Source organism: Chryseobacterium sp. LJ668, assembly GCF_019613955.1.
In the GTDB taxonomy this organism is placed as follows: Bacteria; Bacteroidota; Bacteroidia; order Flavobacteriales; family Weeksellaceae; genus Chryseobacterium.
The window spans coordinates 618,892-643,787 of the sequence record NZ_CP080443.1 but is presented as its reverse complement, the minus strand read 5'-3'; the positions used below and the strand labels follow the sequence as shown (position 1 = coordinate 643,787).

Genomic DNA, 24,896 nt, shown 5'->3' with positions numbered 1-24,896 from the left:
GCAATAGCTGTATCTTTACAGCTATTGCTTTTATCATATAATTAATACATCATAAAGTGGAACAACACAATATTTTAGATATGCATCCCGGGTTGGTCTGGGGATTTGCAATAACAGTAGTTATCATGCTGCTTCTGGATTTAGGAGTTTTCAATAAGAAAAGCCATGAGGTTTCTTCAAAAGAGGCAACCATTTGGTCTATAGTCTGGATCTCTTTATCGATGGTGTTTTCGGGAGTTGTTTATTGGGTTTTCAACAGCGACGGTTCGGCCGGAAGTCATGCTGTAGCCGTAGAAAAATTCACCCAGTACCAAGCAGCTTACTGGATCGAAAAAGCGCTCTCTGTGGATAATTTATTCGTCTTTATTCTGGTTTTTGGTTTCTTTAAGGTGCCTAAATTTCTCCATCACAAAGTTTTATTTTGGGGAATTATCGGAGCGTTGATCTTCAGAGCTATTTTTATTTTTGCGGGAGTCGAATTGATTGAATTGACGTATTTACCTGAAATGAACATTTTTGGTAATGCTGTTAAAATCAATGTAGTGATGACGCTTTTCGGCTTGTTTTTGATCTATGCAGGAATTAAATCCTGGGGAGACGATGGAGATGATGATAATGAGAATTATGGTGATACCGCCGGAGCCAAGTTGATCAAAAGTTTCTGGAAAGTTTCAGATAATTACGATGGCGATAAGTTCTTCACCATACAAAACGGAATTAAAATGGCAACCCCACTTTTAGTTGTGGTTGCAGTTATTGAGTTTACCGATGTATTGTTTGCTGTAGATTCTATCCCGGCGATTTTTGCAATTTCAAATGACCCTTTTATCCTATACACCTCAAATATTTTTGCGATCTTAGGATTGAGATCATTGTACTTTTTGTTGGCGAATTTCATTCACATGTTCAGCAAATTACCTTATGGTTTAGCCATTATCTTAGCTTTTATTGGTGTCAAAATGTTGATTGCACCTTGGTATCACATCTCATCACCGGTTTCATTAGGAATCGTGGGTGGAGTATTGGTAGTCTCGGTTCTGCTTTCAATTATTTTCCCGGATAAAAAGGAAGAAATAGAGGAAGAATAGAATAAAATATTAATCTAATGCAAAAAGGCTTTACCATTTGTAAAGCCTTTTTTTGTATCAAATCTTAGATTTTTACGGAGAAATTCACCATTCACTTGCGAAGCAATATTCATCATTCACTTTATTTATATTTCAAAAGCTTATTAATTTTCTTTCTTGTCTGAAGCGAAACTTTATACGCTTCGTCTCGCAGCTTTTGTATTTTCCCGACCGGTTGAAAGATTTCTGCGCTTTCAAAGGGGTTAAATGACAGTAATTCATTATCACAGGCTTTAGCATCAATCAAAGAATTTTTTTTGATATGCACTTCACCGATTTTAATAAAAGGTGAATTTTTCCATTCACGGTTCAGAATATTGATAGGCTGGTCTTTCAGATCATAACAGAACTGAATCAAAACATCCGCATCATAATTTTTCTCGAAACAAAAACTCTCGATTGCTTTTTTCATTGTTAAGTGTTCGCCAAATTTTTTTTGTGGATTTTTTGGACTCAGCTTAATTTTTATCATATGTTCGCCCAATCGGTAAGCTCCGACGGAATGATAATCGAAAGACATCATAAAATTATCTTTTTTCAAGAGTAATTCTATACCTTTTTTTAAAAAAGATAAGGTTAGAATATCGGGCAGAATCTTATAAATATTTGAAAAGAGAGAATATAAATTTCCCCATTTTTTAATAAAAAAATGATTAATTGCAGTAAATAACTTTAAAAATTTAGAAACAGAATTGATGGGGAATAAAGGAAAATTTACCAAAGGAAAATTTGCAATCGTACGGTCTGCATCATCTTTTATTTTAATCGCAAAACCATAAGCTGGAATGTCTTTTTTATTCTTCCTAATCTTTAAATGAGCATTGGATAGTCTTACGATGATATTATACTTTTCCTTATCAAAAAAATGCAGCAAATCTGGCCTGATTTTCTGATTGATGATCAACTCACCTTTTAAAACAGCGTATGTTTTGGCATGTGCATTTCTTGTGGCATAATTGACATCGCTTACCACAGATGAATGCTCTACAAAATCTGCAATGCTCTTTTTGGTCTCTTCAAAAAGTATTTTTTCTTCATAAGAAAGCTTGTCAAGGTTGTTGTTGTATTGTAATGGATCTGGCATAAATTTTAAAATTCAAGTATAACGCCAAGTTTTTAAATCTGCGTTAAGAGAATATTAAAATTGTTTGAATTTTGTGAATTAAGTGCCTCTAGCCACAATAATTATATTGTCTAGATACTCGTAACTACAAAATTCTGACTTCCAGCCATAAATCATATCTTTGTAAAAAAAAATTATGGGAGTAGCAGATATGTTATTTAAGCGTAAAAAAGAGCAGGCTGAAAAAAACCTGAAAGATGGTCAGGAATATATGGTCGAATATGGAAAAAGAGAAAGTGTGATTGAATTACCAAGCGGTTTGCAATACGAAATCATGACAGAAGGTGACGGCCCGAAACCAGGTCCGAAATCGGTAGTGAAATGTCATTATCACGGTACAACTATTGGTGGAAAGGTTTTTGACAGTTCCGTAAAAAGAGGAACTCCTGCTTCATTTCCCCTGAATAAAGTAATCAAAGGCTGGACAGAAGCTTTACAACTCATGCCGGTAGGAAGCAAGTGGAGATTAATAATTCCGCCGCATTTAGCGTATGGAGATCAGCAGATCAGCAAAGAAATCGGGCCCAACAGTACACTTGTCTTTCAGGTTGAGCTGTTGGATATTAAATAATTTTGACCCATCTATTCAAATTAAATTACCTGTTTTACGGGTAATTTTTTATTTAAATCAACAGTTTGAATCTGTAAATTTGTTTTGTAAATTTTTGCAAATGGCGCAATTAAAGAAAATCAGAGAAGAAAAAAATATCACTCAGGAAGAATTGGCTGAAATGTAAGGTATTTCTGTAAGAACCATTCAAAGAATCGAAGCCGGGACAGAACCGAAAGGTTATACATTGAAAACTTTGGCCGCGACTCTCAATATTTCACAAAAAGATTTATTTATTGAAGAAATTTCAAAAGAAGAAATCAGAATTGAAGAAACAATAGTAGCGGTCGAGAAAAATGAGGTTTTCAATGCGGGTTTAGTTAAAATAATAAATCTTTCTTCCCTTCCTTTTGCATGGTTTCCGGTTGCCAATTTTTTACCTCCTTTACTGATCATGCTTTTTACAAAAGAGAAATCTCAAATTGTAAAGCAAATTGTTTCTCTACAAATCTTTGTAGCCATCATTTCACCGATCATTTTTATGATTGTTGCAATCTTAAAACTGGGATCTCCCTCGGTAATGATTACCATGATTTTATTGGTACTTTCAAATGTATGCATTATTTTGAAGAATGCATATGAAATTGATAGGAAACAAGTCCTTTATTATAAGCTGAATTTCAGCATGATATAATTCTGACATTCAATTGTCGGGTCTTTGTCGGGTCTTTTTTTTGAATGAATTCTGAAAGTTCTGAATCTTTGTCAAAAAATTAATCTATGATCAAGAGACTCAACATCAGCATTTTTATATTTTCAGTAATTATCGTAAATCTTCATGCTCAAGTTGCAAAAAATTCACCATTATTTTTAGAATTAAAAGAACAGGACAGTCTTTTCTTTGAAAGGGGTTTTAATAATTGCGACATGGCGTATCTGGAAAAAACAGTTGATAACAATCTGAAATTCTATCACGACAACGGGGGTTTTCAGGATAAGAAATTATTTTTAGAAAGAACAAAACAAAATCTTTGTTCAAATCCTAATCAAAAGCCAATTCGTAAGGTGATTGAAAGCAGTCTGGAAGTATTCCCTTTGTACAATAACGGTAAATTGTATGGTGCCATACAGTCGGGAGAACATCAGTTTTATATTCGCGAAAAAGGTAAAGATGATGTTTTAGGAGGTAAGGCAAAGTTTACCACCGTCTGGACGAAGAATGACGGAAAGTGGATCATGAGTGACGTTCTTAGTTACGATCATCGATAAAGATGATTCATATAAATTAGAAAACTAAATTCTCTAATAATCTCATGAAATGAATTATAATGATCTTTTTTTAATTGTAATTAATTTTGTTACAATTAAATTTTGTTTATCTTTGCCTTATAATTATGAGCAATACAAGATTTGCAACAGCAATACATATTATGACGTTACTGGCAAAAGTTCCGCAGGAATGGCTGACTTCGGACTGGATCGCGGGTAGTATCAATGTAAATCCTGTGATTGTACGTAGAGAATTGGGTGAATTACGCCAAGCGGGTTTGATAACAAGCAAACTAGGAAAAGATGGCGGAACGAGACTTTCAAAAAACGCCGAAGAAATTAAAATTTCCGAAATCTATGCTGCCGTAAAAAACAATGAAGTTTTAGGCAGAAAAAATCAAAATCCCAATCCTGCCTGTCCGGTAGGAAAGGAGATCAACAGCCATCTTTCCATTCTTTTTGATCAAACGGATGCATTAGTGAAAGATTTTCTTGGAGACAAATCTCTTCAGGAATTTACAGACCAGTTTTAATAAAATTTTTTAATAAAAAATGTAACAATAATTATTACAATTACTTAAATAAAAAAAATATGAACAAAAAAGTAGCAGTTATCGGAGCCACAGGATTTGTGGGAACCCAAGTTGTAAAAGAGCTCATAAATAGAGGGTATGCCGTAGAGGCTATCGTCAGAGATGCTTCAAAAGTGGAGCTGAAGGACAATGTAACCGCAAAAAGTATTGATGTTAATAACATCGATGATCTTGCTGAAGGCTTAAAAGGAAATGACGCAATTATCAGTACCTTTAATGCAGGCTGGACGAACCCGAATCTTTACAACGATTTTTTAAACGGAAGTAAAAATATTGAAAGAGCAGTTGAAAAATCCAGGGTTAAAAGATTTATCACTGTTGGAGGTGCGGGAAGTTTGTTTATTGACGGGAATCAATTGGTTGACGGTCCGGATTTCCCCGCAGATATCAAGCCGGGGGCAAGTGCTGCAAGAGATTATTTAAGTATAATCAAACAAAACAATATTTTGGACTGGACGTTTTTCAGCCCCGCAATCGAGATGCACCCCGGAACAGCAGGAATCAGAACCGGTAAGTACAGGACCTCATTAGAGTCGCCGGTATTTGATGAAAACGGAAGGAGTATTTTGTCTGTAGAAGATGTTGCAGTAGCTTTGGTTGATGAATTGGAACAGAATAATCACATTCGTGAACGTTTTACTGCGGCTTATTAATTTTCTTGATTTATATAGTTTCGGCGGCACCAAAGGTGCCGCCGAAACTATTTTTTGAGATCAAATTCTTATAAATTCATAAACAACTTTGGATTCACCGGAGTATTGTTTTTGTGTACTTCATAATGCAAGTGAGGTCCTGTAGAACGGCCGGAGTTTCCTGATTTAGCAATCACTTGTCCTACTTTTACCTTATCATTTGTTTTTGCAACCAATTGAGATAAATGTCCGTATAGTGTTGCTAAACCATTTCCATGAGAAACGATAACGCAGTTTCCATAACCACCTTTCTGTCCGGAGAAAATGACGGTTCCTGCAGCAGTTGCAATAACATTTGAACCGAAAGGAACTGCAATATCAAGACCTTTATGATATTGCATTTGATCAGCTTCAGCAGGTGGATTGTTTTTCTCAGCAGGAACTTTTGCAGCGGTTGAAGCAGCAGCTTTATTTGAAGAAACTGCTGGTACAGAAGCTACCGTTTCGCTTTTCGCTTTTGGCGTAACCATCACTTTTACTTCACGTTTATTTCCGTAGCTGTCTGTTAATTCAATGATTTTTTCTACGGGCACTGCCTTCACTTCAGCTTTTGGGACAGCTTCAACAGCTATTGCAGCTTTCGGTTCTGCTGTGGTTTTTACAGATGCATACACGGTTTTGAAAGGAATCGGATTTTTTCTAATCCCGAAATTGGATGAAATATAACCCTCTGTCGGCATTCCCAATGGCACTTGTGTCAGTTTTTTCTGCAGATCCATCAGATATTGACTGTATCTGTTTGATTGCTTAGCTAGATAAATAGAGTTGGAAATGCTGTCGTTATCAAGAACCATTAGTTTTTCGTTCTTAATATCTTTAGATTTTAAAAATGAATTCAGCTGTTCTACCGTTTGATCTACTAGACTAAGATCAGTCTTCATTTTCAGGTAATCTACGCTGTCTTTTTCGGTGTTTATTTTTACCAGATTCACTTCATAATTTTTATCGTCTTTCTTTGAAAATAAATTAGCGATAAAAATACTTTGTGCAAAAACGATCAGTAAAAGTCCTCCAATCAGTAAGTTTACTTTCTTTTTGCTTCTTAAAAATTTCTTCATTTCTCTTTCTTAGAATTTAAAAACCGTTTTAAGGGTGCAAATTTAAATAAAAATTAATTTTGAAATTATCTTTAATTTAAATTAATCATAATTTACATGTAACGGATTTTTAGATCTTTAATTGCATAAAGATGTTAAATTTTTGAAAAAATAAGGTTTATCTGATTTATAAAGTAGGGTTATTCTTTGTTTTAATATATTTGCAGTTCACTTTTGAATTATGGCGAAAAAGAAAACAATTTCAGAATCTGCAAACTCAAAAAAGGCGAATAAAGATATTTCTGTAGGAGTTGTCGGCAGCGGAAGTTTTGCAACAGCGATTGTGAAGATGCTTGTGGAAAACTGTAAAACCGTGCATTGGTGTGTAAGAAGTGAATTTGTAAAAGGCGCAATCGAGCTTCGTGGTCATAACCCAACTTATCTTACGGCAGTTAATTTTAATCTTAAAAATTTAAAGCTGACCACCGATATTAATGAGCTGGTTTCTGCATGTGATGTAGTGGTTTTGGCAACTCCATCCATTTATTTGTCAGATACTATGGATAAAATGACTTGTGAGTACAAAGACAAAATTTTTGTTTCTGCAATTAAAGGAATTATTCCTAAAGTGAATGATGTTGTTGCGCATTACCTGAAAGAAGAATTTCAGATCGGTTTTAGAAATCAAGCTGTTATTGCAGGGCCTTGTCATGCAGAAGAGGTCGCGATGGAAAGACTTTCTTATCTCACTGTCGCTACTGTCGAAGACGAAACTTCTGAAAAACTGGTCGCGATTTTCAATTCAGAGTTTATAAAAGTCAATTCGAGTAAAGATATCTTAGGAAATGAATATAGTGCGATTTTGAAAAATATTTTCGCTATTGGAGCAGGTATTGCAAGCGGTTTAGGTTACGGAGATAACTTTACAGCAGTTTTTGTATCCAACGCAATCCGCGAGATGGAAACTTTTCTTGAGGCGATCTATGAAGCTCCAAGAGATGTTAACGAAAGTGCATATCTGGGAGATTTACTCGTAACCGCTTATTCATTATTCTCAAGAAACAGAAACTTAGGAAATTTGATAGGTAAAGGATACACGGTAAAATCAGCGATCCAGTCAATGAATATGGTTGCAGAAGGATACTATGCTGCTGACTCAATTTACAAAACAGCGAGACAAAAAAATCTTGAGCTTCCTATTATTGATACCATTTATGCGATTTTATATGAAGGTAAAAACGCTGAAAAACAGTTTAAAAAACTGACTGCAAAATTAAATTAATAATATTTGAGAAATCAAAACAGAACATCAGTATTCATTGCTGATGTTTTTTTTTGGCAGCTTTTCCGCCTTCCACTCCCGCTTTTTTGCCTCCGCTTCGCTCCGGCAAAAAGAGCTCCGTTCAAGTCGGGCTGCAGCATTAAAATCCGGCGAAGAGAAAACCAAATGGAATTTTTGCACCTCTGGCGCAAATATGCATATAATTTGATGATTGACTGCAATCTGTAATTGAAAATATCTTGTATTTGTTTATGTAAGTTGACGCCTTTGTATAACTTATTACGGAAAAGATTTAAAATTCTTTGTTTGACTTTGCGAGATCAAGCATTATCACAAAATAATCGATATTCAATAATTTTCTTTTTACAGGTTTAATTAAAAAATGCGCGAAATCCGCTCAATCTGCGAAAAAAGAAATTCTAAAATTTTAATTCAAATTCGCGGTGTTAAAAATCATTAAACATCCATTTAATAAGAAACTTTTCACGAAATTCGTAGTAAATTTAGTGGTATGCCAAATACAATCTTAAGGAGAACACCAAAACCAAAATACGATGTTGTTTTAATAGGCGGCGGAATTATGAGCGCCACATTAGCCACTTTACTCCACGAGTTTGATCCCGGTTTGAATATTGCCATTTTCGAAAGACTCGGAAGGTTTGCAAAAGAAAGTACAGCCGCATGGAATAACGCAGGAACCGGACATTCAGCATTTTGTGAACTGAATTATACCCCTGAAAACGAAGACGGAACGATCGATATTTCGAAAGCAGAAAAAATTGCAGAGCAGTTTGAAATTTCAAAACAGTTCTGGTCATATTTAGTAGATAAAAAATATGTTTCAACGCCCACAGATTTTATAAATTCCTGCGCACATATGAGTCTGGTTTTCGGTGAAAAAGATGCTGAATATCTTAAAAAACGACACGAAGCGATGAAAGATTCGCCCTTGTTTTCCGCAATGGAATTTTCTACCGATCACGATCAGTTGAGAGAATGGATTCCTTTAGTGATGAGTAAAAGAAATGAAACTGAAGTTCTTGCCGCAACAAAAATGGATTTGGGCACAGATGTTAACTTTGGAAGCTTGACCCGAAAGATGGGAAGACATTTGCTCGAAGATTCTAATGTCGAAGTTTTCCTTTACCACGAAGTAAAAGATATCGATCCGAGAGAAGATGGAAAATGGGAAATGAAGGTGAAAGACAGAATTCACAGTCATAAGCAGGAAGTCGTTGCAGATTTTGTTTTTATCGGTGCGGGAGGTTATGCTTTGCCACTGTTAGAAAGTTCAGATATTAAAGAAAGTGAAGGCTATGGCGGTTTTCCGGTTTCCGGAGAATGGCTGGTTACACATAATCCTGAGCTGGTCAATCAGCATCAGGCAAAGGTCTACACACAGGCAACGGTAGATGCGCCGCCCATGTCGGTTCCGCATTTGGATTTGAGAATTATTGATGGCCAAAAAGCACTGTTATTTGGGCCGTTTGCAGGATTTTCAACAAAATTTTTAAAAGAAGGAAATTATCTCGATCTTCCTGCAAGTGTGAATTCAAAAAATATAAGGTCGCTTTTTGGAGCTTGGTGGCATAATATTCCGCTTACAAAATATCTGGTACAGCAGGTTGCTATGACCAAAGCTCAAAGAATTCAGCATTTAAGAGAATTTATAAAAGATGCCAAAGAAGAAGACTGGGAACTGAAAGTTGCCGGACAACGTGTACAAGTCATCAAAAAAGATGAAGAACTCGGTGGCAGGCTGGAATTCGGGACTGAAGTTGTCGTCAATAAGCAGGGAACAATTGCTTCATTACTGGGCGCTTCACCCGGAGCTTCAACAGCCGTTTTTGCGATGTTGAATGTATTGGAAAAATGTTTCCCTGAAAAGCTGAACGGTGAATGGAAAGCAAAATTACTTGAAATGATTCCGTCTTACGGACAAAAATTGGCTGATAACCGCGAGCTTACCGAAAAAATAAGAGCATACAGCAAAGAAAAATTAGAACTTAAACATTAAAATATGAGTAATCGGTATAAGTAATGTTCAACCTGAATAATTTGATATTACTTATTACCAATTTCTCACTTATCCATCAACTATGGAAGAAGTCTTGGTAAAACCCATTATTGCAAAAGAATTGCTAGAATCTCTTCAGACCAAAATTGAAGAAGAGAAACAGGTGATTGTACATTGTTGTTTTCCGGCATCTCCATTTTTGGGAAATCTCATCCGAATATGGAATACGACTTACCTTGTAGACAACGATTCAAGCCATAAAAGTAAATTGATTCATGCAGAAAATATTACGATTTACCCAAACTGGACAGCGGTTCCATTTATGAGAGATTTTTGGTTTACTTTAATCTTTTCAGGGCTTCCCAAAGATTGTACAAGTTTCGATTTTAAAGAAATTATTCCCGAAGAAGGAGGATTTTTTGTGAAATCAATTAAAAGAAACGGATCAGATATTTACAGAATTAAAATATCAGAAGATTAAATGAAAAAGCCCATCTTATTTTTACTATTACTGTTTCCGATCTTTATGTTTTCTCAGAAAAATAAACACATTTCTAAGGAAATTCAGGAAATCAAAAAGTTTCAGTCAGACTTAAATAGAGAATATTTAGATCCAAAAGAAACACCCCTACGAGATGATAATTTTGCTAAATTCAAATATCATCCTTTCTTTCCGATTGATTTAAAGTACAGAGTCACCGCAAAATTTACCAAAACCGAAAATCCACAGCCTTTTGATCTGCCAACATCGTCGGGAAAATCAAAATCATATCAGGAGTTTGGTACAGCAACTTTTACGTTAAATGGAAAAATGCACGCTTTGAAGATCTATCAAAGTTTAGATTTAATGAAGATGGAAAAATATAAAGATCATCTTTTTCTTCCTTTTCGGGACGAAACCAACAATAAAGAAACCTACGGCGGCGGAAAGTATATTGATCTTACGATTCCGGAAGGCGATACCATTATTTTAGATTTTAATCAGTCGTATCAGCCTTTTTGTGCTTACAATGCACATAATTACAGCTGCCCAATTGTTCCGGGGGAGAATAAATTAGCCGTTGAAATACGGGCCGGCGTAATGTACGAAGATATTTACCACCATTAATATTGATATGACAAGTTTAAAATTTTACGAACCAGAACATTTGGCTGAGCTTGATTATGTTTTAGACGATATTCAGTCGCGGTTTACAGCTACAGCGAAACAAGCTCTAAAAAAGATTGAAGAGAGAAATCAACACGAAGATTTTTTTGCGTATCCTATTACAATTTTTTATGAAGAAAAAATTGCCGGATTTTTCGTGATTGATTTTGGTGAAGATAAATTTGATCTTACAGAAAATCCGGATTCTGTTTTACTCCGTTCGCTATCTGTTAATCCTGATTTTCAGGGTAAAGGAATCGGTAGACAAGCCATGATTGAGGTTGACCACTTTATAAAAGAACATTTTACAGAATGCAACGAAATAGTTTTGGCAGTGAATGAAAAAAATACTCAGGCATTTGATCTTTATCTTATAACAGGATATCTGTATGGCGGTAAAATGAGAGAAGGAATAAACGGGCCACAATTTTTAATGTCTAAAAAAATTTAAAAATTTTTAAGAATAAAACTCCTACTTTGGCGTGATACTTTCAGTAAAATGTGAACATTTCAAATCATAAATATGCAAATATCACTTCAAAATCAGGTTGCTATCATTACAGGTGCTTCCAGCGGAATCGGAACAGGAATTGCCAAATCCCTAGCAGAGGCCGGAGCCGCAGTAGTGATCAATCATTCGTCAGAAAAATCTTTAGAAAGCGCTCAAAAAGTTTTAAAAGAAATCACCGAAGCCGGCGGAAACGGAATAACTTATCAGTGTGATGTCTCCAAAGAAGATGAGGTGGTGAAAATGTTTATGGATGTCATCGCAGAATACGGGACGGTTGATATTTTAATTAACAATGCAGGAATTCAAAAAGATGCAAAATTTACTGAAATGACCCTTGAAGACTGGAATGCAGTAATGGGTGTCAATTTGACCGGCCACTTTCTATGCTCCAGAGAAGCCATCAAAGAATTCCTGAGACGCGGAATTGACACTTCACGTTCCATTGCCTGCGGAAAAATCATTCACATCAGTTCAGTCCACGAGGTTATTCCCTGGGCTGGTCATGCGAATTATGCAGCGAGTAAAGGAGCGATTAAAATGCTGATGCAGACTTTAGCACAGGAGTATGGACCGGCTAAGATTCGTGTAAATTCAATTGGTCCGGGAGCAATTCAGACACCCATCAACAAATCGGCCTGGGAAACCAAAGATGCTTTGAATTCTTTACTCGAACTTATTCCTTACAATAGAATTGGTCAGCCGCAAGATATCGGTAATCTTGCTGCATTTTTAGCAAGTGATTTGGCAGATTATATTTCCGGGGCAAGCATATTCGTGGATGGCGGAATGACGAGCCTTGAAAGTTTTGCAGATGGAGGATAATTGATTATCTATTCAAAAATCTGCTGGATAATCTCTAAAGAATTCGGAGTTCTAAAATCTGAAATGTGATAATGATAATATACCAGAATACTATCTAAGAAATTCTTTCTTTTTGGCGATGGGATCTTTATCCCATATGGATCTTGAGATGAAATAATACTTTTCCAAAATAAAGAATTTTCACTGTCGAAAATAGGATGCGTTGAAGACTGAATGAAAGTTCCTGTTTCCGGATCAAGAAAATCTCCTTTACCTAATAGTGGTGCAACACCCTGAATTTTTAAAATTTTGATCAAAAAGATAAGATGAGACTGATAGTTTTTGGCCCCAAGCTGATCAATAAACTCATCTATGCTGTGAAAAACTTCCAGATTTTTATTGTCATTTCTTAAAATTTGATTTAAAAAATCTGAAATAAAAAACACCACAGTATTTGCTTTAATGTCTGTATATATATCGTGCAAATTAAGCATCTCAAAACTCGAAACCGTCTGCATGCTGCCACTTTTACCTGCGCGAACTGAAAAATTTAGTTTATTTAAAGGCAAAAGAAAGGCTTTCTTCTTATTTTTCTTGGTGTAAATTCCTCTGAGAAAATAAGTATGATAGCCCTCTTCTTCTGTAAAACAATGCAGAATTGCATCATTTTCACCATATTTTATAAATGAAAGCAGAAATCCGGTTTGTGAATTCATTAATTAACAACAGCTATTTTTGCAGTTGCTTTATCACTTCCGTCTTCGTTGGTCATCAGTACAAAATAAATTCCTGATGCCACTCGTTTTCCTTTTTGATTATTCAGATCCCATTCGTAATATCCTGATCTTGCAACGGCAGAATGTACAATATTACCTGCGGCATCTGTAATTCTTATGTTGGTTTTTTCTGCCAAACCTCTGATGGTCACATTGCCTTTAAATTGAGCATAAACCACAGGATTTGGATAAACCAAAACATTTCCGAAGTCTGAAGTAACATCTGCAACATCACCTTGATAGGTCACAATTCCGTCATATGTCACGAAATACACTTTTCCGGTTTTTTTATCGACTTTAATATCAGTTACAGTGTTTGTAGGAAGAGGCGAATTTTCTTTTGTAAATCTCTTGATAACCTGCTCACCTGATGCGGATAGATAATACACACCGCCACCATCGATAGAAACCCATTTTTGATTTCCACCGTCAACTTCAATCTGTAACACCTGCGAATCTCTAAACAGTTCTTCAGCGAGACCGCTTTGTTCGATCACGATTGGTTCTAATGTGGGATCATTATCTATTTCAGCCGCTGCATTGGTTAGAATTCTGAGTCCGGCATCTGTACCTATCCAGGCATCATTAGATTTGTCAAAAGCTACTGAAAGGCTTCCTCCAGAACCCGGCGGCAGTCCGTTGTTTTCTGACAAAATTGTAAAAGTATCATCAGTGATGCTCTGACTTTTTTTAGTATCGTACACTAAAAAATTATTCGATCTGGGAAGCGGTGTCCAAAATTTATTCTCATGGTAGACTAGCTGTTGTGCTCCGTTACTCGTAAGCCCGGTGACGTATTTAATCAGAAAACCATCAGTTGCTCTATCGTAATATGCGAATGCCGGTGTCGCCCCATTGCTACCGGCAAATGCCAAGCTCGCAAAAAGATTGTTCTGGTCATCAACCGCGAAACCTACAGGTCTGTTTAAATAGTCATTTAAAGGCAGGGAAGGATCAATTGCATCTAAGCCATATTTTTTTACAAATTCAAAATCTTTACTTCCTGCATTATATTTCATTTTATAAATACCATGACCTGGTGCATTATTGTAATTAGTAAAGAAAAATTCATTTGCATTCACCGGGTCTGCAATAGCATCTAGAATATTAAATCTAGTAGTGTTGCTTTTAAAATAAGAAGAATAAATCCATTCTGTTCCATTAAAATAGTAGAATCCAGGATTTTTTGGATTAAATAAGCCGGTATTAAAGCCGCCTTCTCTGCCTCCCGAAGAGACCAAAAGCTGATTGTCATTAAATAATCTGATCTTGTAAGAGTAATTAAAATGTGGCCCATCGGGTTTAAATACGATATTGTCTTCACTTTTCAGACCTGATAAAATAGTTCCGCAGTATATTTTTGCTCCTACTTTTGTTGCAGTATTACATTCTTCACCTACAGTAACAGAGCCTGCAAAAGTTCCGTTTATACCGTAGCTGTAAATTCTGCTGGCATCTGTAACGATAATATTGTCAGCATTTACTACAACATCGCTCACATTTCCAAAAGTTTGAGCTAAAGGAGTAGAAACGCCATTATTGTAAATATAGGTAGCTGTTGATGAGGAAAAAGCAATTGCATTTTCAGAGTCTATATCCGTAAAATTCCCAGGAAGTTCGGTAGCCCAGGTAGAAAACACAGGGAATGTAGTATTCAGTTCGTGGGTTTTTAATCCCGTATTGGTTACGGAAAATACTTTATTATCCTTGATAGTAGCCTCGTTACTTGCCTGATAGACACCTCCCGTAACGAAAAATGCTGAATCTCCGAATTCTTTTTTCTTTAAATCAAAAATAGAAACTCCATACCCGACAGAAACAACCGCCCTGTCACCGGTAATAGAGATATGATTGATTTTTTTACTAGCATTATATCCTGTAGCAATCGGAATGTCTACAACGTAAGTGATCCCTTGTGGAGTAATGACATCTAAAGAACCGTTTTGATAGCCGACAAGACCTATTTTTGTCTGTGGATTATAATCAAAAGCTGATATTTTCACTTCATGAAGCCCGTTTGCCTTGGAAATTTTTGAAATTTCTCCTGTTGAAATGGTATAATGAAAAATTCCGTTTTCTGTTGCAGCAATGATTTTTCCATTATCTTCTTTTATTGCCAATACATTATTGTAAGAAAATAGATCTGCCCATTTTTTGGATGCAATATTTTGAGCATTCACCATCGGGAAAGATGCTAAGACACCAAGAGAAATTATAGAAAATTTTTTCATATGTAGAATTACATTTTTTAAGTTCATATGCAATCGCGGAATTTTTTATCATGCTGTTTCCAAAAAAGACGATTCATATTATGCTATTATGTTGCTGTCAATTGCCTGATTTTTCCAGGAAATCTGTTGTACGTTTTTATTTTTATCAAAAAAGAAATCTATTCTCCCTAAGAGAAGACCTGCCCAGCCAACCTGGTTTACCAAAACATTTTTCCCCTGTCTATTTTTAAAAATTTGAGGTTCCGGTAAAAATGTATGAGTGTGACCTCCCAAAATTAAGTCAATATTTTCTGTTTTGGAAGCTAAAATCTTATCATTTATTTTTTCCGGGCTGTCTTTGTAATCATATCCGATATGTGAAAGACAAATGACTAGATCACATTTTTTTTCTTTTTTCAGGAAATCAGAATAATGCTGAGCAACATCAATAGGATCTGACCAAACCGTCTCGGCATATTGTTTTTTACCTACCAAACCGTCTAGCTGAATGCCAACACCAAAAATTCCGACTTTGATTCCGTTTTTGCTGAAAATTTTATATTGAGAAGTTTTTCCGTCTAAAATAGTGTTTTTAAAATCATAGTTTGAGCAGATAAAAGGAAATTGCGCATTAGGCAAAACTTTTAAAAACCCATCTAAACCATTATCAAAATCGTGATTTCCCATCGTGGAAGCATCATATTTCATCATCGACATGAGCTTAAACTCTAATTCGCCTCCGAAAAAATTAAAATAAGGTGTGCCCTGAAAAATATCTCCCGAATCGAGCAATAAAAGATTGTTTTCTTCACTTCTTATTTTTTGAATTAAAGTCGCTCTTCTTGCAAAACCTCCCTGATTCGGGTTTTTAGTATAGCTTTCATCAAAAGGTTCAATTCTGCTGTGCTGATCGTTGGTATGAAGAATCGTTAGTTTATTGGATGATTTAGAAATGCTTACATTTAATTCTTCTGCCATTACCAGATTAGGAGCTAAAGTCATTGCTAAAGTTCCTCCGGTTATCGTTTTTAAAAAACTTTTTCTATCCATTATTTCTTCCCGATAAAATTTAGACGAATTTCTTCTTTAGGACTGATCTGCTGATCTCTCTTAAAATAATCGATGAACAAATCTCTCAGTTTTATACCTGTAGGAATTGATTCGCCTTTAGCAAAAAACCTCATATTATCGCCACCTAAAGCCAGGTAATCTGATGTCGCAATATAATAATCCTGTGAAGGATTTACTTGATTTCCATTAATCAAACCTTTGTTTAGCTTTCCGTTATTGGTTTCAATATATAAATGCGAAACAGGATTGTTGACTTGGTTTTTTGCATAATAATCAAATAATCCCTGAAGGTCAGCTCCTTTCATTTTTACAATAATCACTTCATTTTCAAACGGCATGACTTCAAAAACATTTTTTCGGAGGATGTCGCCTTTCCCGATCGTCGTACGGATTCCGCCAATGTTGATCAACGCTGCATCAATATTTTTGTTAAGATTTGCTTTGGCCCAAACATCAGCTCCGTCAAAAGTATAATCTGCCAAAAGATTACCCAGATTACTGTTATCTCCTTCTTTTGTAAGATCTACATTGGTATGTGAGATCTTTTGGTTCATCTCTTTATTGAGTTTTAAGGTATATGGCTCGATAAATTGAGCAAGATTTTCATCGTCCTTCAGATCTTGATTTATAGAAATATTCTTCTGCGTCTGTACATTGGTAACCTGCAGCAATGTCGTTTTGCAGGCGGTGAGTGATAAAAGGGCAATTCCTAGCAGTAAGAATTTATTTTGCATAATTTCTTTAGTATATGCAAATATAATTATATGTATAATAAAACAGGATTAAATATTGTAAATTCTTGTATGAAATTATTAAATTTGGGGAAAATAATTCAAGAAGATGAGCATTTTAAAAGGAGTAGGTGTTGCTTTGGTAACGCCCTTTAATGAAGATTTATCCGTAGATTTCGAAAGTTTGACAAAACTTGTTGAATATAATATCGAAAACGGGACCAACTACTTGGTGGTATTGGGAACTACAGCGGAAGCTGCTACACTTTCTTCCGATGAGAAGAAACAGATCGTAGAGCACATCATTAAAGTCAATGATAAACGTCTTCCGCTCGTTTTAGGCATTGGAGGAAACAATACTCTTGAAGTCAAAAAGCAAATCGAAGAAACCGATTTATCTGCGTTCGCAGCAGTTTTATCAGTATCTCCTTACTATAATAAACCAAATCAGGAAGGGCTCTACCAGCATTATAAAGCTTTGGCTTCTACCGGAAAAAATATCATTATTTATAACGTACCTTCAAGGACGGGACAAAATGTTGAGGCTGAAACAACACTTCGTTTGGCAAAAGAGTTTCCAAATTTGTTTTTAATTAAAGAAGCTTCGCCTAATATTCTTCAGTATTTTGATATTTTGAGAAAAAAGCCGGAAGGATTTTCTATAGTTTCAGGTGATGATGAGTTTACGCTTCCTGTAACGTTAGCCGGTGGAGATGGAGTAATTTCTGTGATCGGACAAGGTTACCCGAAAGAATTTTCTACGATGGTTCAGTTAGCTTTTGATAAAAAAGTGGATGAAGCATATAAAATTCATAATAAATTAGTTGAGATCACAAGATTGATTTTTGCAGAAGGGAATCCTTGTGGGATTAAAGTAATTTTATCAGAAAAAGGATTGATCAAAAATTATCTGAGACTTCCATTAGTTCCGGCTTCAGAAGGGCTTTATGGAAAAATAAAAGCTGAAATGGAGAAAATTTAATACTTAGAGATAATTATTAGTGAAGTGGAAAGCCAATGGTTTTTCACTTTTTTTAATCAAAAGATATGAAACTAATTAAAGCAACAGAAGAAGATATACCTGTGATTCAGGATTTGGCAAAAAGATCCTGGAGAAATGCTTACGCAGAAATCCTTTCCGAAGAGCAAATGAAATACATGTTGGATACAATGTATTCAAAAGCTGAAATTTCTGAACATTTAAAAAATCCTAATTACTATTATTTTTTGGTTTTTGATGAAAAATCAAATTCTTATGACGGATTTTTAGGCTACGAAAATCATTACGAAAATCAAACAACCAAATTACACCGGATTTATTTAGTTCCGGAAAGCAAAGGAAAAGGCTTAGGAAAAAAAACTTTGAATTTTTTAAATGAAAGAGTAAAAGAAAGTGGAGATGCCAGAATTATTTTAAATGTTAACAAATATAATTCAGCAAAAAAATTTTACGAGTCTCAAGGCTATAAAATCTATGATGAAGGTGTTTTTGACATCGGAAATGACTTTGTGATGGATGATTATTTGATGGAGATTTTTTTATAAATAGATCCTTCAAGCGTTGAACTGAGTAGTTTTAGATTAAAAAAAATTAAGAAATCTTACTCCACTTATTTTTTCCCTTATAATACTGCAAATAATAATTTTTAATCAGCTGATGATCAATTCTTGCAAGCAAAGGATCTGCTTCAAGAATCTTTTCAACCATATTTTTGGTATTTTTGATAATCTCTGAATCATTGACCAAATCCAGTTTTTTGAAATCAATGACACCACTTTGCTGGGTTCCCAAAATATCTCCCGGACCGCGCAACTGCATATCAACCTCAGAAATTTTAAAGCCGTCATTGGTTTCGGTCATCGTTCTAATTCTGGTTCGGCTTTCTGTGGATAATTTGTCGGAAGTCATCAGAATACAATAGCTCTGTTCGGCACCTCTTCCCACGCGGCCACGCAACTGATGAAGCTGTGATAGACCGAATCTTTCCGCACTTTCAATCACCATAACAGATGCATTTGGAACATTGACACCAACCTCAATTACTGTTGTTGCAACCATAATTTCAGCTTTCCCGGAAGCAAAATAATTCATTGCAATATCTTTCTCATCAGGTTTCATACGGCCGTGGAGCATGGCAACATTGTACTCAGAAAAAGACTGCATTACATGTTCCAGGCCTTCCATTAAATTTTTATAATCTAATGTTTCAGATTCTTCAATCAAAGGATAAACAAAGTAAATCTGTCTTCCTTTTTTGATCTCATCACGACAGAAATTATAGACAAAAGTTCGATCTTTTTCCCTTCTATGAGCGGTGATAATGGGTTTTCTTCCAACGGGCATTTCATCGATTACCGAAACATCAAGATCAGAGTAAAAACTCATTGCTAAAGTTCTTGGAATAGGAGTTGCGGTCATTACTAAAATATGAGGCGGGATTTTATTCTTCGCCCAAAGTTTTGCCCGCTGCGCAACACCAAATCGATGCTGTTCATCGATAATCGCTAAACCGAGATTTTTAAATTTTACCTTATCTTCCAAAACGGCATGAGTCCCCACCAGAATTGAAAGTTTACCGTTTTCCAGTTCCTCGTGAATGATTTTTCGTGCAGAAGCTTTTACAGAACCGGTAAGAATACTGACTTTAATAGGGGTGTCTTTCAGTAAATCTTTAATTCCGTTGTAATGTTGCTGGGCAAGAATTTCTGTAGGAGCCATCAAACAGCTTTGAAAGCCATTATCCAAAGCAATCAGCATTGTCAGCAAAGCGACCATGGTTTTGCCTGAACCTACATCACCCTGCAAAAGGCGGTTCATCTGAATAGGCTTTTTCATATCTGATCTGATTTCCTTTAAAACTCTTTTTTGTGCATTGGTAAGTTCAAAAGGCATGTGATTTTCATAAAATCCTGTAAAATAATCGCCCACAATCGGGAACGGATTTCCGTTTGATTTGGCTTTATGATGCATTTTTTTTAAACCAAAACCCAGCTGAAAAAAGAATGATTCTTCAAATTTTAATCTAAGATTCGCTTTCTCAAAATACGCAAAATTTGCAGGGAAATGAATATTTAAATAAGTCTGTTGTCTCGATAAAAATTTCATCGATTTGATGATGTATTCGGGGAGATTTTCATGAATTAAATTAGGAATTTCTTTACAGATATTCCGCAGAATTACCTGAAAAAATTTCTGATTCAGGCCTCTTTTGACCAGCTTTTCAGAACTTGGATAAATGGGGCGTAAGCGATTGTCTTTTTCTTTGTTCTCATCAATTTCAATTTCCGGGTGCGGCATCGAGAATTGATTGTTGAACGCATTGATCTTTCCGAAAACAAAAACTTCGCGATTCATCGGAAGCTGCTCTTTCAGCCATTTTGAGTATTGAAACCAAACAAGATCCATACTTCCTGTGTCATCATTGAATTTAGCAGTCAGTCTTTTTATTTTCCCGTTATGAATCTCTTGAACGTTAGAAATTTTCCCTTTCAGCTGAATTTCAAGATTGCTTTCCTGAAGGCTTCCGATTTTATATAGCTTATTTTTATCGATATAGCGAATAGGGTAGAAGTGCAGAAGGTCTTCCACAGTGGAAATCCCCAACACATTTTTGATGAGTTTGGCTCGTTCAGGACCAATTCCTTTGACGTATTCTATGGAAGTTTCTAAAGTCAATAGATAAGAAAGGCACGAATTTCGGGAAAATTTGGAAATAAAAAAAGCTTTCAGATTTGAAAGCTTTAGAGATTGTTTTATTATTCTCGCAGATTATTCAGATTGAGCAGATTTTATTTGAAAACTAATTCTTTTTTAAACTAAAAGATATTAGCCAAAGCAAATCGTCATTTCTAATCTTTAATATTCGATTTGAATTTTTTCTGAAAATCTTCCCATTCCTGACGTGTTTTTATTTTTTTGTATAAATCATTTGAAATCAATGAAAGATAAGGCTCGAGTTCTTTTGCTGATAATTCTCCTTGTAAAATGGTTATTGGTGCTCCGCTTTCATCTAAAAAAACAGTACTGGGAACAGCTCCTACATTCATAAACTGTGTAAATTCGTGCAATGAGTTTCTGCCTTTTTTATGTTCCTTAGTATCGTTTGAAAATGTTCTACCGAAAGCTTCTACCTGTTTTTTCTCTTCGGCATTAAATTTCACAGCATAATAATTTTGATTTAAAAACTCTGCAATCACAGGATGTCCGTATGTTTTTTTATCCATGATTTTGCACGGTCCGCACCAGTCTGCGTAGAAATCGATAAGTATTTTCTTAGGCTGAGTTTTTTGAGCATTTATGGCTTCTTCTATGGTCATCCATTGTACCTGAGCAAAATGTAAGCTGCTAAAAAAAAGGAATAATAGAATGGTAATTTTCTTCATAATTTGATATTTGTACAACTTTCTGATGATTATTTTACTTCCTGCATCAGTTTCTTGACGAAAGGAGATATCAAAATCAGTACCACACCTGCAATAATGGCATACAGAGCCAATTGTTTGTAACCTTCTGTGTATGTTAACAATGCATCATAATTGGAAGCATTTTCTTTTGCAGATACCAAACTTGCTCCTATAATTCCGGCAACATACTGTCCGTACGCTGAGGCAAGAAACCACATTCCCATCATCATTCCCTGAAGATTTTTAGTAGAAAGTTTGGTCATGATTGATAATCCGATAGGTGAGAGGCAAAGTTCTCCGAGCGTAATAACCAATAGAGCAATTGTGAAGAAATTTAACGAAGTGATACCTTGTAGATCTGCAAAAAACCTTGTTGCAAAAAGCACGTAATATCCTAATCCAAGGAAAATAAATCCTAACCCGAACTTAATAATGGTATTAGGCTCTATTTTTCTTTTGCTCATCCAAATCCATAATAATCCGAGAATTGGTGCCAAGAAAATGATAAAAAATGCACCTCCGGAATTGTTGACGCCATTCGGGTCTAATCCTAACAGGTCTTTATTTAAATTTTTTGCTGCAAAAATACTTAATGACCCTCCGCTTTGCTCATAAATTCCCCAAAATAAAATCGAAAATAAGATAAAAACCAAAGCTGCCCAGAGTTTCCTTCGCTCGGCCGAAGTTACTTTTGACATTTCATAAAACAGATAAATTAACGTTAATGGTCCTACAGTCCACATAAAATAATCTGTGTACTCTGGGACAGAAACCATTAGCATTATCACGGGAACAAATACTAAAGAAATCAGATACACAGCATATTTTAAAAATTTTCCTCCTAAATAAATCAGATAAGAAATTGCAGCATATACGATTGTGAAAGCAACTAAGCTCAAAATAAGTTTTGGAGAGTCTGTTTTAAACACTGAACTGTCTAGAAATCTAATAAACATTCTCGCAAAAAATAAATAAATGAGAACAACAGAAACGATATATTTTGTAAGATTTTTCTTTGTAATCACTTTATTTGATTCAGGTTCTAAACCAATTGTTCCCAAGCTTTTCTGAGTGAATACAAAATTAATCAAACTGATAACCATTACAATAGCCGCCAATCCAAAAGCAACATTCCATCGGAATTCTTCAGAGATAAGACCTCCGAAAAGCTCACCTTTACCGATTGCGATGCATAAATAACCACCCAACAGTGCTCCTAAATTAATTCCTGCATAAAAAAGTGAAAAACCGGCATCGGCTCTTGAATCATTAGGTTTATACAACTGCCCAACCATTGAAGAGATATTGGGTTTAAAAAAACCTGTTCCGACAACGGTAAATGCGATTCCCAAAAAGAAAAACTGATGTGGATCTGTGGCTAAAATTAAACTTCCAACAATCATTAACAACCCACCCCAAAAAAGCGATTTTCTGAAACCTAAAATTTTATCGGCAAAAAGCCCGCCTACGAATGTAAAAGCATACACGAAAGCCTGTGTGGCGCCGTATTGAAGATTGGCTTCCTTCTCATGAAAATTCAATTGTGAGATCATGAAGAAAACAAGCATTCCTCGCATTCCGTAAAAGCAGAAACGTTCCCACATTTCTGAAAAAAAAAGACTCCAGATTTGTTTTGGATATTTTCCTTTAAAATTCTGTATTTCTTCTAAAGTTAAATTCATAAGTAATGATTAATGAATAATTATTGAATTTTCAATTTTTGTAACGACATATGAAAATTGCCACATTGCATCGCACTAATTTATAAAAAAACCTCTGAAAAAATCAGAGGTTTTTAATATTATTTTTAAAATGGATCTTAGCTTACGCCATTCATCATCTTCTTTAATCTCGGTGATAAAATTGCAAGAATGACAGCTGCAATTCCGCAAAGTACCACAAATACCATGAAGAATTCAAACAAGTTGTGAATTTCTACTCCTGCAAATGTTGTATTTGCAGTCGGTAATTGTTCTTTTTCAAATAAAGCTAATTGTTGTGGTGTTAGCGTTACTTTTTTGTCTAAAACGTCTTGAAGGTTTACACCTAGTTTTTCAGCTTTGACAAATTTGTCTCCCGTTGCCGGAATTATTGCTCCTAATGAACCCGCTAAAGCATAACCCGCAGCATTTGATATAAAGAAAACTCCGTACAATAAAGAAGCAAATCTTTTTGGAGCTAATTTTCCTACCAAAGATAACCCGATTGGTGATAAACAAAGCTCACCCATTGTTTGAATTAAATATAGTAGCATTAGCCATTTTATAGCCAATAAGCCTGTGTTCCCTAAATCTTTTACGTTGTATGCGATAATGAAATAACTTAATGCAATTAATGCAAGTCCCATTGCTTGTTTCATCGGCGAAACCGGCTCTTTTCCTTGTGCTCTTAATTTATCCCAAAGTAAACTGAAAGGTAGTGCTAATACTACAACGAATAACCCGTTGAAAATCTGTACCATTGACGGCGGCATATTCCAACCAAAGATATTCCTGTCGGTTTGATTATCTGCGATGAAGGTTAGTGATGAACCAGCCTGCTCAAAAGCTGCCCAAAAGAAAATGATGAAGAACGAAACGATATAGATCACCCAGATTCTTTGTCTTTCTACCTTGTTTTCAGCAGAACTCATGATTAAGAATGCTAAAGAGATTCCTGCAGCGTAAATGAACGGATAGATTAATCCTTTAATTAATTGTCCCATCCCAACAGAGCTAAATCCAAATTCGCTCACCAGAATATATCTGAATACAAAGAATAATGCAACGAATAACACTGCTGCAATCCCCATATTTTTACCGGAAAATACTGCCGTTTGTGTTTCTCCTTCTTCAAAATCGTCGCTGGTATTGTTTTTAGGTAATCCACCGATTGGTCTTCCTTCAGGAGTTACAACATATTTATTTTTAAGAATAAAGAAAGTTACTGTTCCTATAAGCATTGCAATAGAAGCGGCTAAAAACCCCCACTTAAAAGCGAAAATATCTCTGACACCTTCAGAATCTTTTACATCTCCTAAGTAAGGGCAAATAAATTGGCCTAGAAATGCACCAATATTAATACCCATGTAGAAAATGGTAAAAGCAGAATCAAGCTTAGATTTTTCCTGTTTAGGATAAAGACTTCCTACCATCGAAGAAATATTCGGCTTAAAGAAACCGTTTCCGAAAATAATTATGAATAAAGCCAGCCACATCATTGTTTTAGCACCTCCTAAATTGGCAGAAAACGTAGAAGCACTGAAGAATAAAAGCAATTGCCCAAGTGCCATCAAAGTACCACCTACCAAAATTGCATTTCTGTTACCAATGTACTTATCTGCAATAAAACCTCCTAAAAGTGGTGTTAAATAACAAAGTGCCAAAAACCCACCATAAATAATTGCTGCATCTGCTTCTTTTATAAGGAGGGAGTTTACCATAAACAAGGTAAGCAATGCTCTCATACCATAAAAGTTGAAACGTTCCCACATCTCTGTTCCGAATAGAACCCATAATCCTTTAGGGTGTTTAGTCTTCGCCTGAACCGCTGTATCCATATATTAATTGTTAATTT

The 24,896-nt window shown here is 35.4% G+C and carries 24 protein-coding genes; 14 read left to right on the top strand and 10 right to left on the bottom strand.

The features are described 5' to 3' along the window. Nucleotides 1–80: 80 nt before the first annotated feature. Nucleotides 81–1,088: a TerC/Alx family metal homeostasis membrane protein gene (locus K0U91_RS03065; RefSeq protein ID WP_220180468.1), complete on the top strand. Its 1,008-nt coding sequence runs from the start codon at nt 81–83 to the stop codon at nt 1,086–1,088. Between the two features lie 121 nt (nt 1,089–1,209). Here the strand turns inward: K0U91_RS03065 and K0U91_RS03060 are convergent, their stop codons facing one another. Continuing rightward, a complete protein-coding gene (locus K0U91_RS03060) occupies nt 1,210–2,211 on the bottom strand; it encodes a catalase family protein (RefSeq protein WP_220180360.1) in 1,002 nt (333 codons plus the stop codon). 175 nt (nt 2,212–2,386) lie between these two features. On the opposite strand from K0U91_RS03060, the gene K0U91_RS03055 reads away from it, so the two are divergent. The 5 genes from K0U91_RS03055 to K0U91_RS03035 all read left to right on the top strand — a co-directional run bounded on the left by K0U91_RS03055 (nt 2,387) and on the right by K0U91_RS03035 (nt 5,315). Further along, entirely contained in the window at nt 2,387–2,821 is a 435-nt protein-coding gene (locus K0U91_RS03055; protein ID WP_219970767.1) for an FKBP-type peptidyl-prolyl cis-trans isomerase, read from the top strand. A gap of 235 nt (nt 2,822–3,056) precedes the next feature. After that, nucleotides 3,057–3,494: a DUF4870 domain-containing protein gene (locus K0U91_RS03050; protein WP_259429446.1), complete on the top strand. Its 438-nt coding sequence runs from the start codon at nt 3,057–3,059 to the stop codon at nt 3,492–3,494. 86 nt (nt 3,495–3,580) lie between these two features. After that, nucleotides 3,581–4,069, top strand: a complete 489-nt coding sequence (locus K0U91_RS03045) for a nuclear transport factor 2 family protein (protein WP_219970769.1) — start codon at nt 3,581–3,583, stop codon at nt 4,067–4,069. Between the two features lie 125 nt (nt 4,070–4,194). Continuing rightward, the gene (locus tag K0U91_RS03040) at nt 4,195–4,602 is read left to right on the top strand and encodes an Rrf2 family transcriptional regulator (RefSeq protein WP_220180359.1); all 408 of its coding nucleotides are present in this window, start codon (nt 4,195–4,197) and stop codon (nt 4,600–4,602) included. A 59-nt stretch (nt 4,603–4,661) separates the two neighbouring features. Continuing rightward, nucleotides 4,662–5,315, top strand: coding sequence for an NAD(P)-dependent oxidoreductase (locus K0U91_RS03035; protein WP_219970771.1), 654 nt, complete (start codon nt 4,662–4,664; stop codon nt 5,313–5,315). A gap of 68 nt (nt 5,316–5,383) precedes the next feature. Here K0U91_RS03035 and K0U91_RS03030 read toward each other — a convergent pair whose 3' ends face one another. Then, nucleotides 5,384–6,412 carry a M23 family metallopeptidase gene (locus tag K0U91_RS03030; RefSeq protein WP_219970772.1) on the bottom strand — a complete coding sequence of 343 codons (1,029 nt, stop codon included), beginning with the start codon at nt 6,410–6,412 and terminating at the stop codon, nt 5,384–5,386. 220 nt (nt 6,413–6,632) lie between these two features. On the opposite strand from K0U91_RS03030, the gene K0U91_RS03025 reads away from it, so the two are divergent. The 6 genes from K0U91_RS03025 (at nt 6,633) to K0U91_RS03000 (ending at nt 12,170) form a co-directional block, all read left to right on the top strand. After that, nucleotides 6,633–7,673, top strand: coding sequence for an NAD(P)H-dependent glycerol-3-phosphate dehydrogenase (locus tag K0U91_RS03025; RefSeq protein WP_220180358.1), 1,041 nt, complete (start codon nt 6,633–6,635; stop codon nt 7,671–7,673). Between the two features lie 511 nt (nt 7,674–8,184). Next, nucleotides 8,185–9,690, top strand: a complete 1,506-nt coding sequence (gene mqo, locus K0U91_RS03020; protein WP_220180357.1) for a malate dehydrogenase (quinone) — start codon at nt 8,185–8,187, stop codon at nt 9,688–9,690. A gap of 82 nt (nt 9,691–9,772) precedes the next feature. Further along, complete coding sequence (locus K0U91_RS03015) at nt 9,773–10,171, top strand: hypothetical protein (RefSeq protein ID WP_219970775.1); 399 nt, start codon at nt 9,773–9,775, stop codon at nt 10,169–10,171. After that, nucleotides 10,172–10,798, top strand: a complete 627-nt coding sequence (locus K0U91_RS03010) for a DUF1684 domain-containing protein (protein ID WP_220180356.1) — start codon at nt 10,172–10,174, stop codon at nt 10,796–10,798. A 7-nt stretch (nt 10,799–10,805) separates the two neighbouring features. After that, nucleotides 10,806–11,288 (top strand): GNAT family N-acetyltransferase, encoded by a 483-nt coding sequence (locus K0U91_RS03005; protein WP_220180355.1) that lies wholly within the window; start codon nt 10,806–10,808, stop codon nt 11,286–11,288. A 72-nt stretch (nt 11,289–11,360) separates the two neighbouring features. After that, nucleotides 11,361–12,170 carry a glucose 1-dehydrogenase gene (locus tag K0U91_RS03000; RefSeq protein ID WP_219970778.1) on the top strand — a complete coding sequence of 270 codons (810 nt, stop codon included), beginning with the start codon at nt 11,361–11,363 and terminating at the stop codon, nt 12,168–12,170. Between the two features lie 8 nt (nt 12,171–12,178). Here K0U91_RS03000 and recO read toward each other — a convergent pair whose 3' ends face one another. The 4 genes from recO to K0U91_RS02980 all read right to left on the bottom strand — a co-directional run bounded on the left by recO (nt 12,179) and on the right by K0U91_RS02980 (nt 16,940). Beyond that, nucleotides 12,179–12,865: a DNA repair protein RecO gene (recO, locus tag K0U91_RS02995; RefSeq protein WP_220180354.1), complete on the bottom strand. Its 687-nt coding sequence runs from the start codon at nt 12,863–12,865 to the stop codon at nt 12,179–12,181. Next, nucleotides 12,865–15,156 (bottom strand): type IX secretion system anionic LPS delivery protein PorZ, encoded by a 2,292-nt coding sequence (gene porZ, locus K0U91_RS02990; protein WP_219970780.1) that lies wholly within the window; start codon nt 15,154–15,156, stop codon nt 12,865–12,867. The genes recO and porZ overlap by 1 nt, the downstream gene beginning before the upstream one ends. A 78-nt stretch (nt 15,157–15,234) precedes the next feature. Continuing rightward, nucleotides 15,235–16,185 carry a bifunctional metallophosphatase/5'-nucleotidase gene (locus tag K0U91_RS02985; protein ID WP_219970781.1) on the bottom strand — a complete coding sequence of 317 codons (951 nt, stop codon included), beginning with the start codon at nt 16,183–16,185 and terminating at the stop codon, nt 15,235–15,237. Beyond that, nucleotides 16,185–16,940: a 5'-nucleotidase C-terminal domain-containing protein gene (locus K0U91_RS02980; RefSeq protein ID WP_220180353.1), complete on the bottom strand. Its 756-nt coding sequence runs from the start codon at nt 16,938–16,940 to the stop codon at nt 16,185–16,187. Before K0U91_RS02980 ends, K0U91_RS02985 begins: the two co-directional genes overlap by 1 nt. A 106-nt stretch (nt 16,941–17,046) precedes the next feature. On the opposite strand from K0U91_RS02980, the gene dapA reads away from it, so the two are divergent. Together dapA and K0U91_RS02970 are read left to right on the top strand one after the other, a co-directional pair. After that, nucleotides 17,047–17,919, top strand: a complete 873-nt coding sequence (dapA, locus tag K0U91_RS02975; protein WP_220180352.1) for a 4-hydroxy-tetrahydrodipicolinate synthase — start codon at nt 17,047–17,049, stop codon at nt 17,917–17,919. Between the two features lie 65 nt (nt 17,920–17,984). Then, entirely contained in the window at nt 17,985–18,482 is a 498-nt protein-coding gene (locus K0U91_RS02970; RefSeq protein ID WP_220180351.1) for a GNAT family N-acetyltransferase, read from the top strand. Between the two features lie 46 nt (nt 18,483–18,528). Here K0U91_RS02970 and recG read toward each other — a convergent pair whose 3' ends face one another. The 4 genes from recG to K0U91_RS02950 form a co-directional block, all read right to left on the bottom strand. Continuing rightward, nucleotides 18,529–20,613 carry an ATP-dependent DNA helicase RecG gene (gene recG / locus K0U91_RS02965; protein WP_220180350.1) on the bottom strand — a complete coding sequence of 695 codons (2,085 nt, stop codon included), beginning with the start codon at nt 20,611–20,613 and terminating at the stop codon, nt 18,529–18,531. 173 nt (nt 20,614–20,786) lie between these two features. Beyond that, nucleotides 20,787–21,320 carry a thioredoxin family protein gene (locus K0U91_RS02960; RefSeq protein ID WP_220180349.1) on the bottom strand — a complete coding sequence of 178 codons (534 nt, stop codon included), beginning with the start codon at nt 21,318–21,320 and terminating at the stop codon, nt 20,787–20,789. A gap of 29 nt (nt 21,321–21,349) precedes the next feature. After that, complete coding sequence (locus K0U91_RS02955; RefSeq protein ID WP_220180348.1) at nt 21,350–23,023, bottom strand: peptide MFS transporter; 1,674 nt, start codon at nt 23,021–23,023, stop codon at nt 21,350–21,352. 137 nt (nt 23,024–23,160) lie between these two features. Continuing rightward, nucleotides 23,161–24,879, bottom strand: a complete 1,719-nt coding sequence (locus K0U91_RS02950) for a peptide MFS transporter (protein ID WP_220180347.1) — start codon at nt 24,877–24,879, stop codon at nt 23,161–23,163. Nucleotides 24,880–24,896: the final 17 nt, after the last annotated feature.

What these genes read in the sequence shown, in the direction of transcription:
- K0U91_RS03065 (WP_220180468.1), top strand. Translation starts at nt 81, where the DNA reads ATGCATCCCGGGTTGGTCTGGGGATTTGCAATAACAGTAGTTATCATG.
- K0U91_RS03060 (WP_220180360.1), bottom strand. Translation starts at nt 2,211, where the DNA reads ATGCCAGATCCATTACAATACAACAACAACCTTGACAAGCTTTCTTAT.
- K0U91_RS03055 (WP_219970767.1), top strand. Translation starts at nt 2,387, where the DNA reads ATGGGAGTAGCAGATATGTTATTTAAGCGTAAAAAAGAGCAGGCTGAA.
- K0U91_RS03045 (WP_219970769.1), top strand. Translation starts at nt 3,581, where the DNA reads ATGATCAAGAGACTCAACATCAGCATTTTTATATTTTCAGTAATTATC.
- K0U91_RS03040 (WP_220180359.1), top strand. Translation starts at nt 4,195, where the DNA reads ATGAGCAATACAAGATTTGCAACAGCAATACATATTATGACGTTACTG.
- K0U91_RS03035 (WP_219970771.1), top strand. Translation starts at nt 4,662, where the DNA reads ATGAACAAAAAAGTAGCAGTTATCGGAGCCACAGGATTTGTGGGAACC.
- K0U91_RS03030 (WP_219970772.1), bottom strand. Translation starts at nt 6,412, where the DNA reads ATGAAGAAATTTTTAAGAAGCAAAAAGAAAGTAAACTTACTGATTGGA.
- K0U91_RS03025 (WP_220180358.1), top strand. Translation starts at nt 6,633, where the DNA reads ATGGCGAAAAAGAAAACAATTTCAGAATCTGCAAACTCAAAAAAGGCG.
- mqo (WP_220180357.1), top strand. Translation starts at nt 8,185, where the DNA reads ATGCCAAATACAATCTTAAGGAGAACACCAAAACCAAAATACGATGTT.
- K0U91_RS03015 (WP_219970775.1), top strand. Translation starts at nt 9,773, where the DNA reads ATGGAAGAAGTCTTGGTAAAACCCATTATTGCAAAAGAATTGCTAGAA.
- K0U91_RS03010 (WP_220180356.1), top strand. Translation starts at nt 10,172, where the DNA reads ATGAAAAAGCCCATCTTATTTTTACTATTACTGTTTCCGATCTTTATG.
- K0U91_RS03005 (WP_220180355.1), top strand. Translation starts at nt 10,806, where the DNA reads ATGACAAGTTTAAAATTTTACGAACCAGAACATTTGGCTGAGCTTGAT.
- K0U91_RS03000 (WP_219970778.1), top strand. Translation starts at nt 11,361, where the DNA reads ATGCAAATATCACTTCAAAATCAGGTTGCTATCATTACAGGTGCTTCC.
- recO (WP_220180354.1), bottom strand. Translation starts at nt 12,865, where the DNA reads ATGAATTCACAAACCGGATTTCTGCTTTCATTTATAAAATATGGTGAA.
- porZ (WP_219970780.1), bottom strand. Translation starts at nt 15,156, where the DNA reads ATGAAAAAATTTTCTATAATTTCTCTTGGTGTCTTAGCATCTTTCCCG.
- K0U91_RS02985 (WP_219970781.1), bottom strand. Translation starts at nt 16,185, where the DNA reads ATGGATAGAAAAAGTTTTTTAAAAACGATAACCGGAGGAACTTTAGCA.
- K0U91_RS02980 (WP_220180353.1), bottom strand. Translation starts at nt 16,940, where the DNA reads ATGCAAAATAAATTCTTACTGCTAGGAATTGCCCTTTTATCACTCACC.
- dapA (WP_220180352.1), top strand. Translation starts at nt 17,047, where the DNA reads ATGAGCATTTTAAAAGGAGTAGGTGTTGCTTTGGTAACGCCCTTTAAT.
- K0U91_RS02970 (WP_220180351.1), top strand. Translation starts at nt 17,985, where the DNA reads ATGAAACTAATTAAAGCAACAGAAGAAGATATACCTGTGATTCAGGAT.
- K0U91_RS02960 (WP_220180349.1), bottom strand. Translation starts at nt 21,320, where the DNA reads ATGAAGAAAATTACCATTCTATTATTCCTTTTTTTTAGCAGCTTACAT.
- K0U91_RS02955 (WP_220180348.1), bottom strand. Translation starts at nt 23,023, where the DNA reads ATGAATTTAACTTTAGAAGAAATACAGAATTTTAAAGGAAAATATCCA.
- K0U91_RS02950 (WP_220180347.1), bottom strand. Translation starts at nt 24,879, where the DNA reads ATGGATACAGCGGTTCAGGCGAAGACTAAACACCCTAAAGGATTATGG.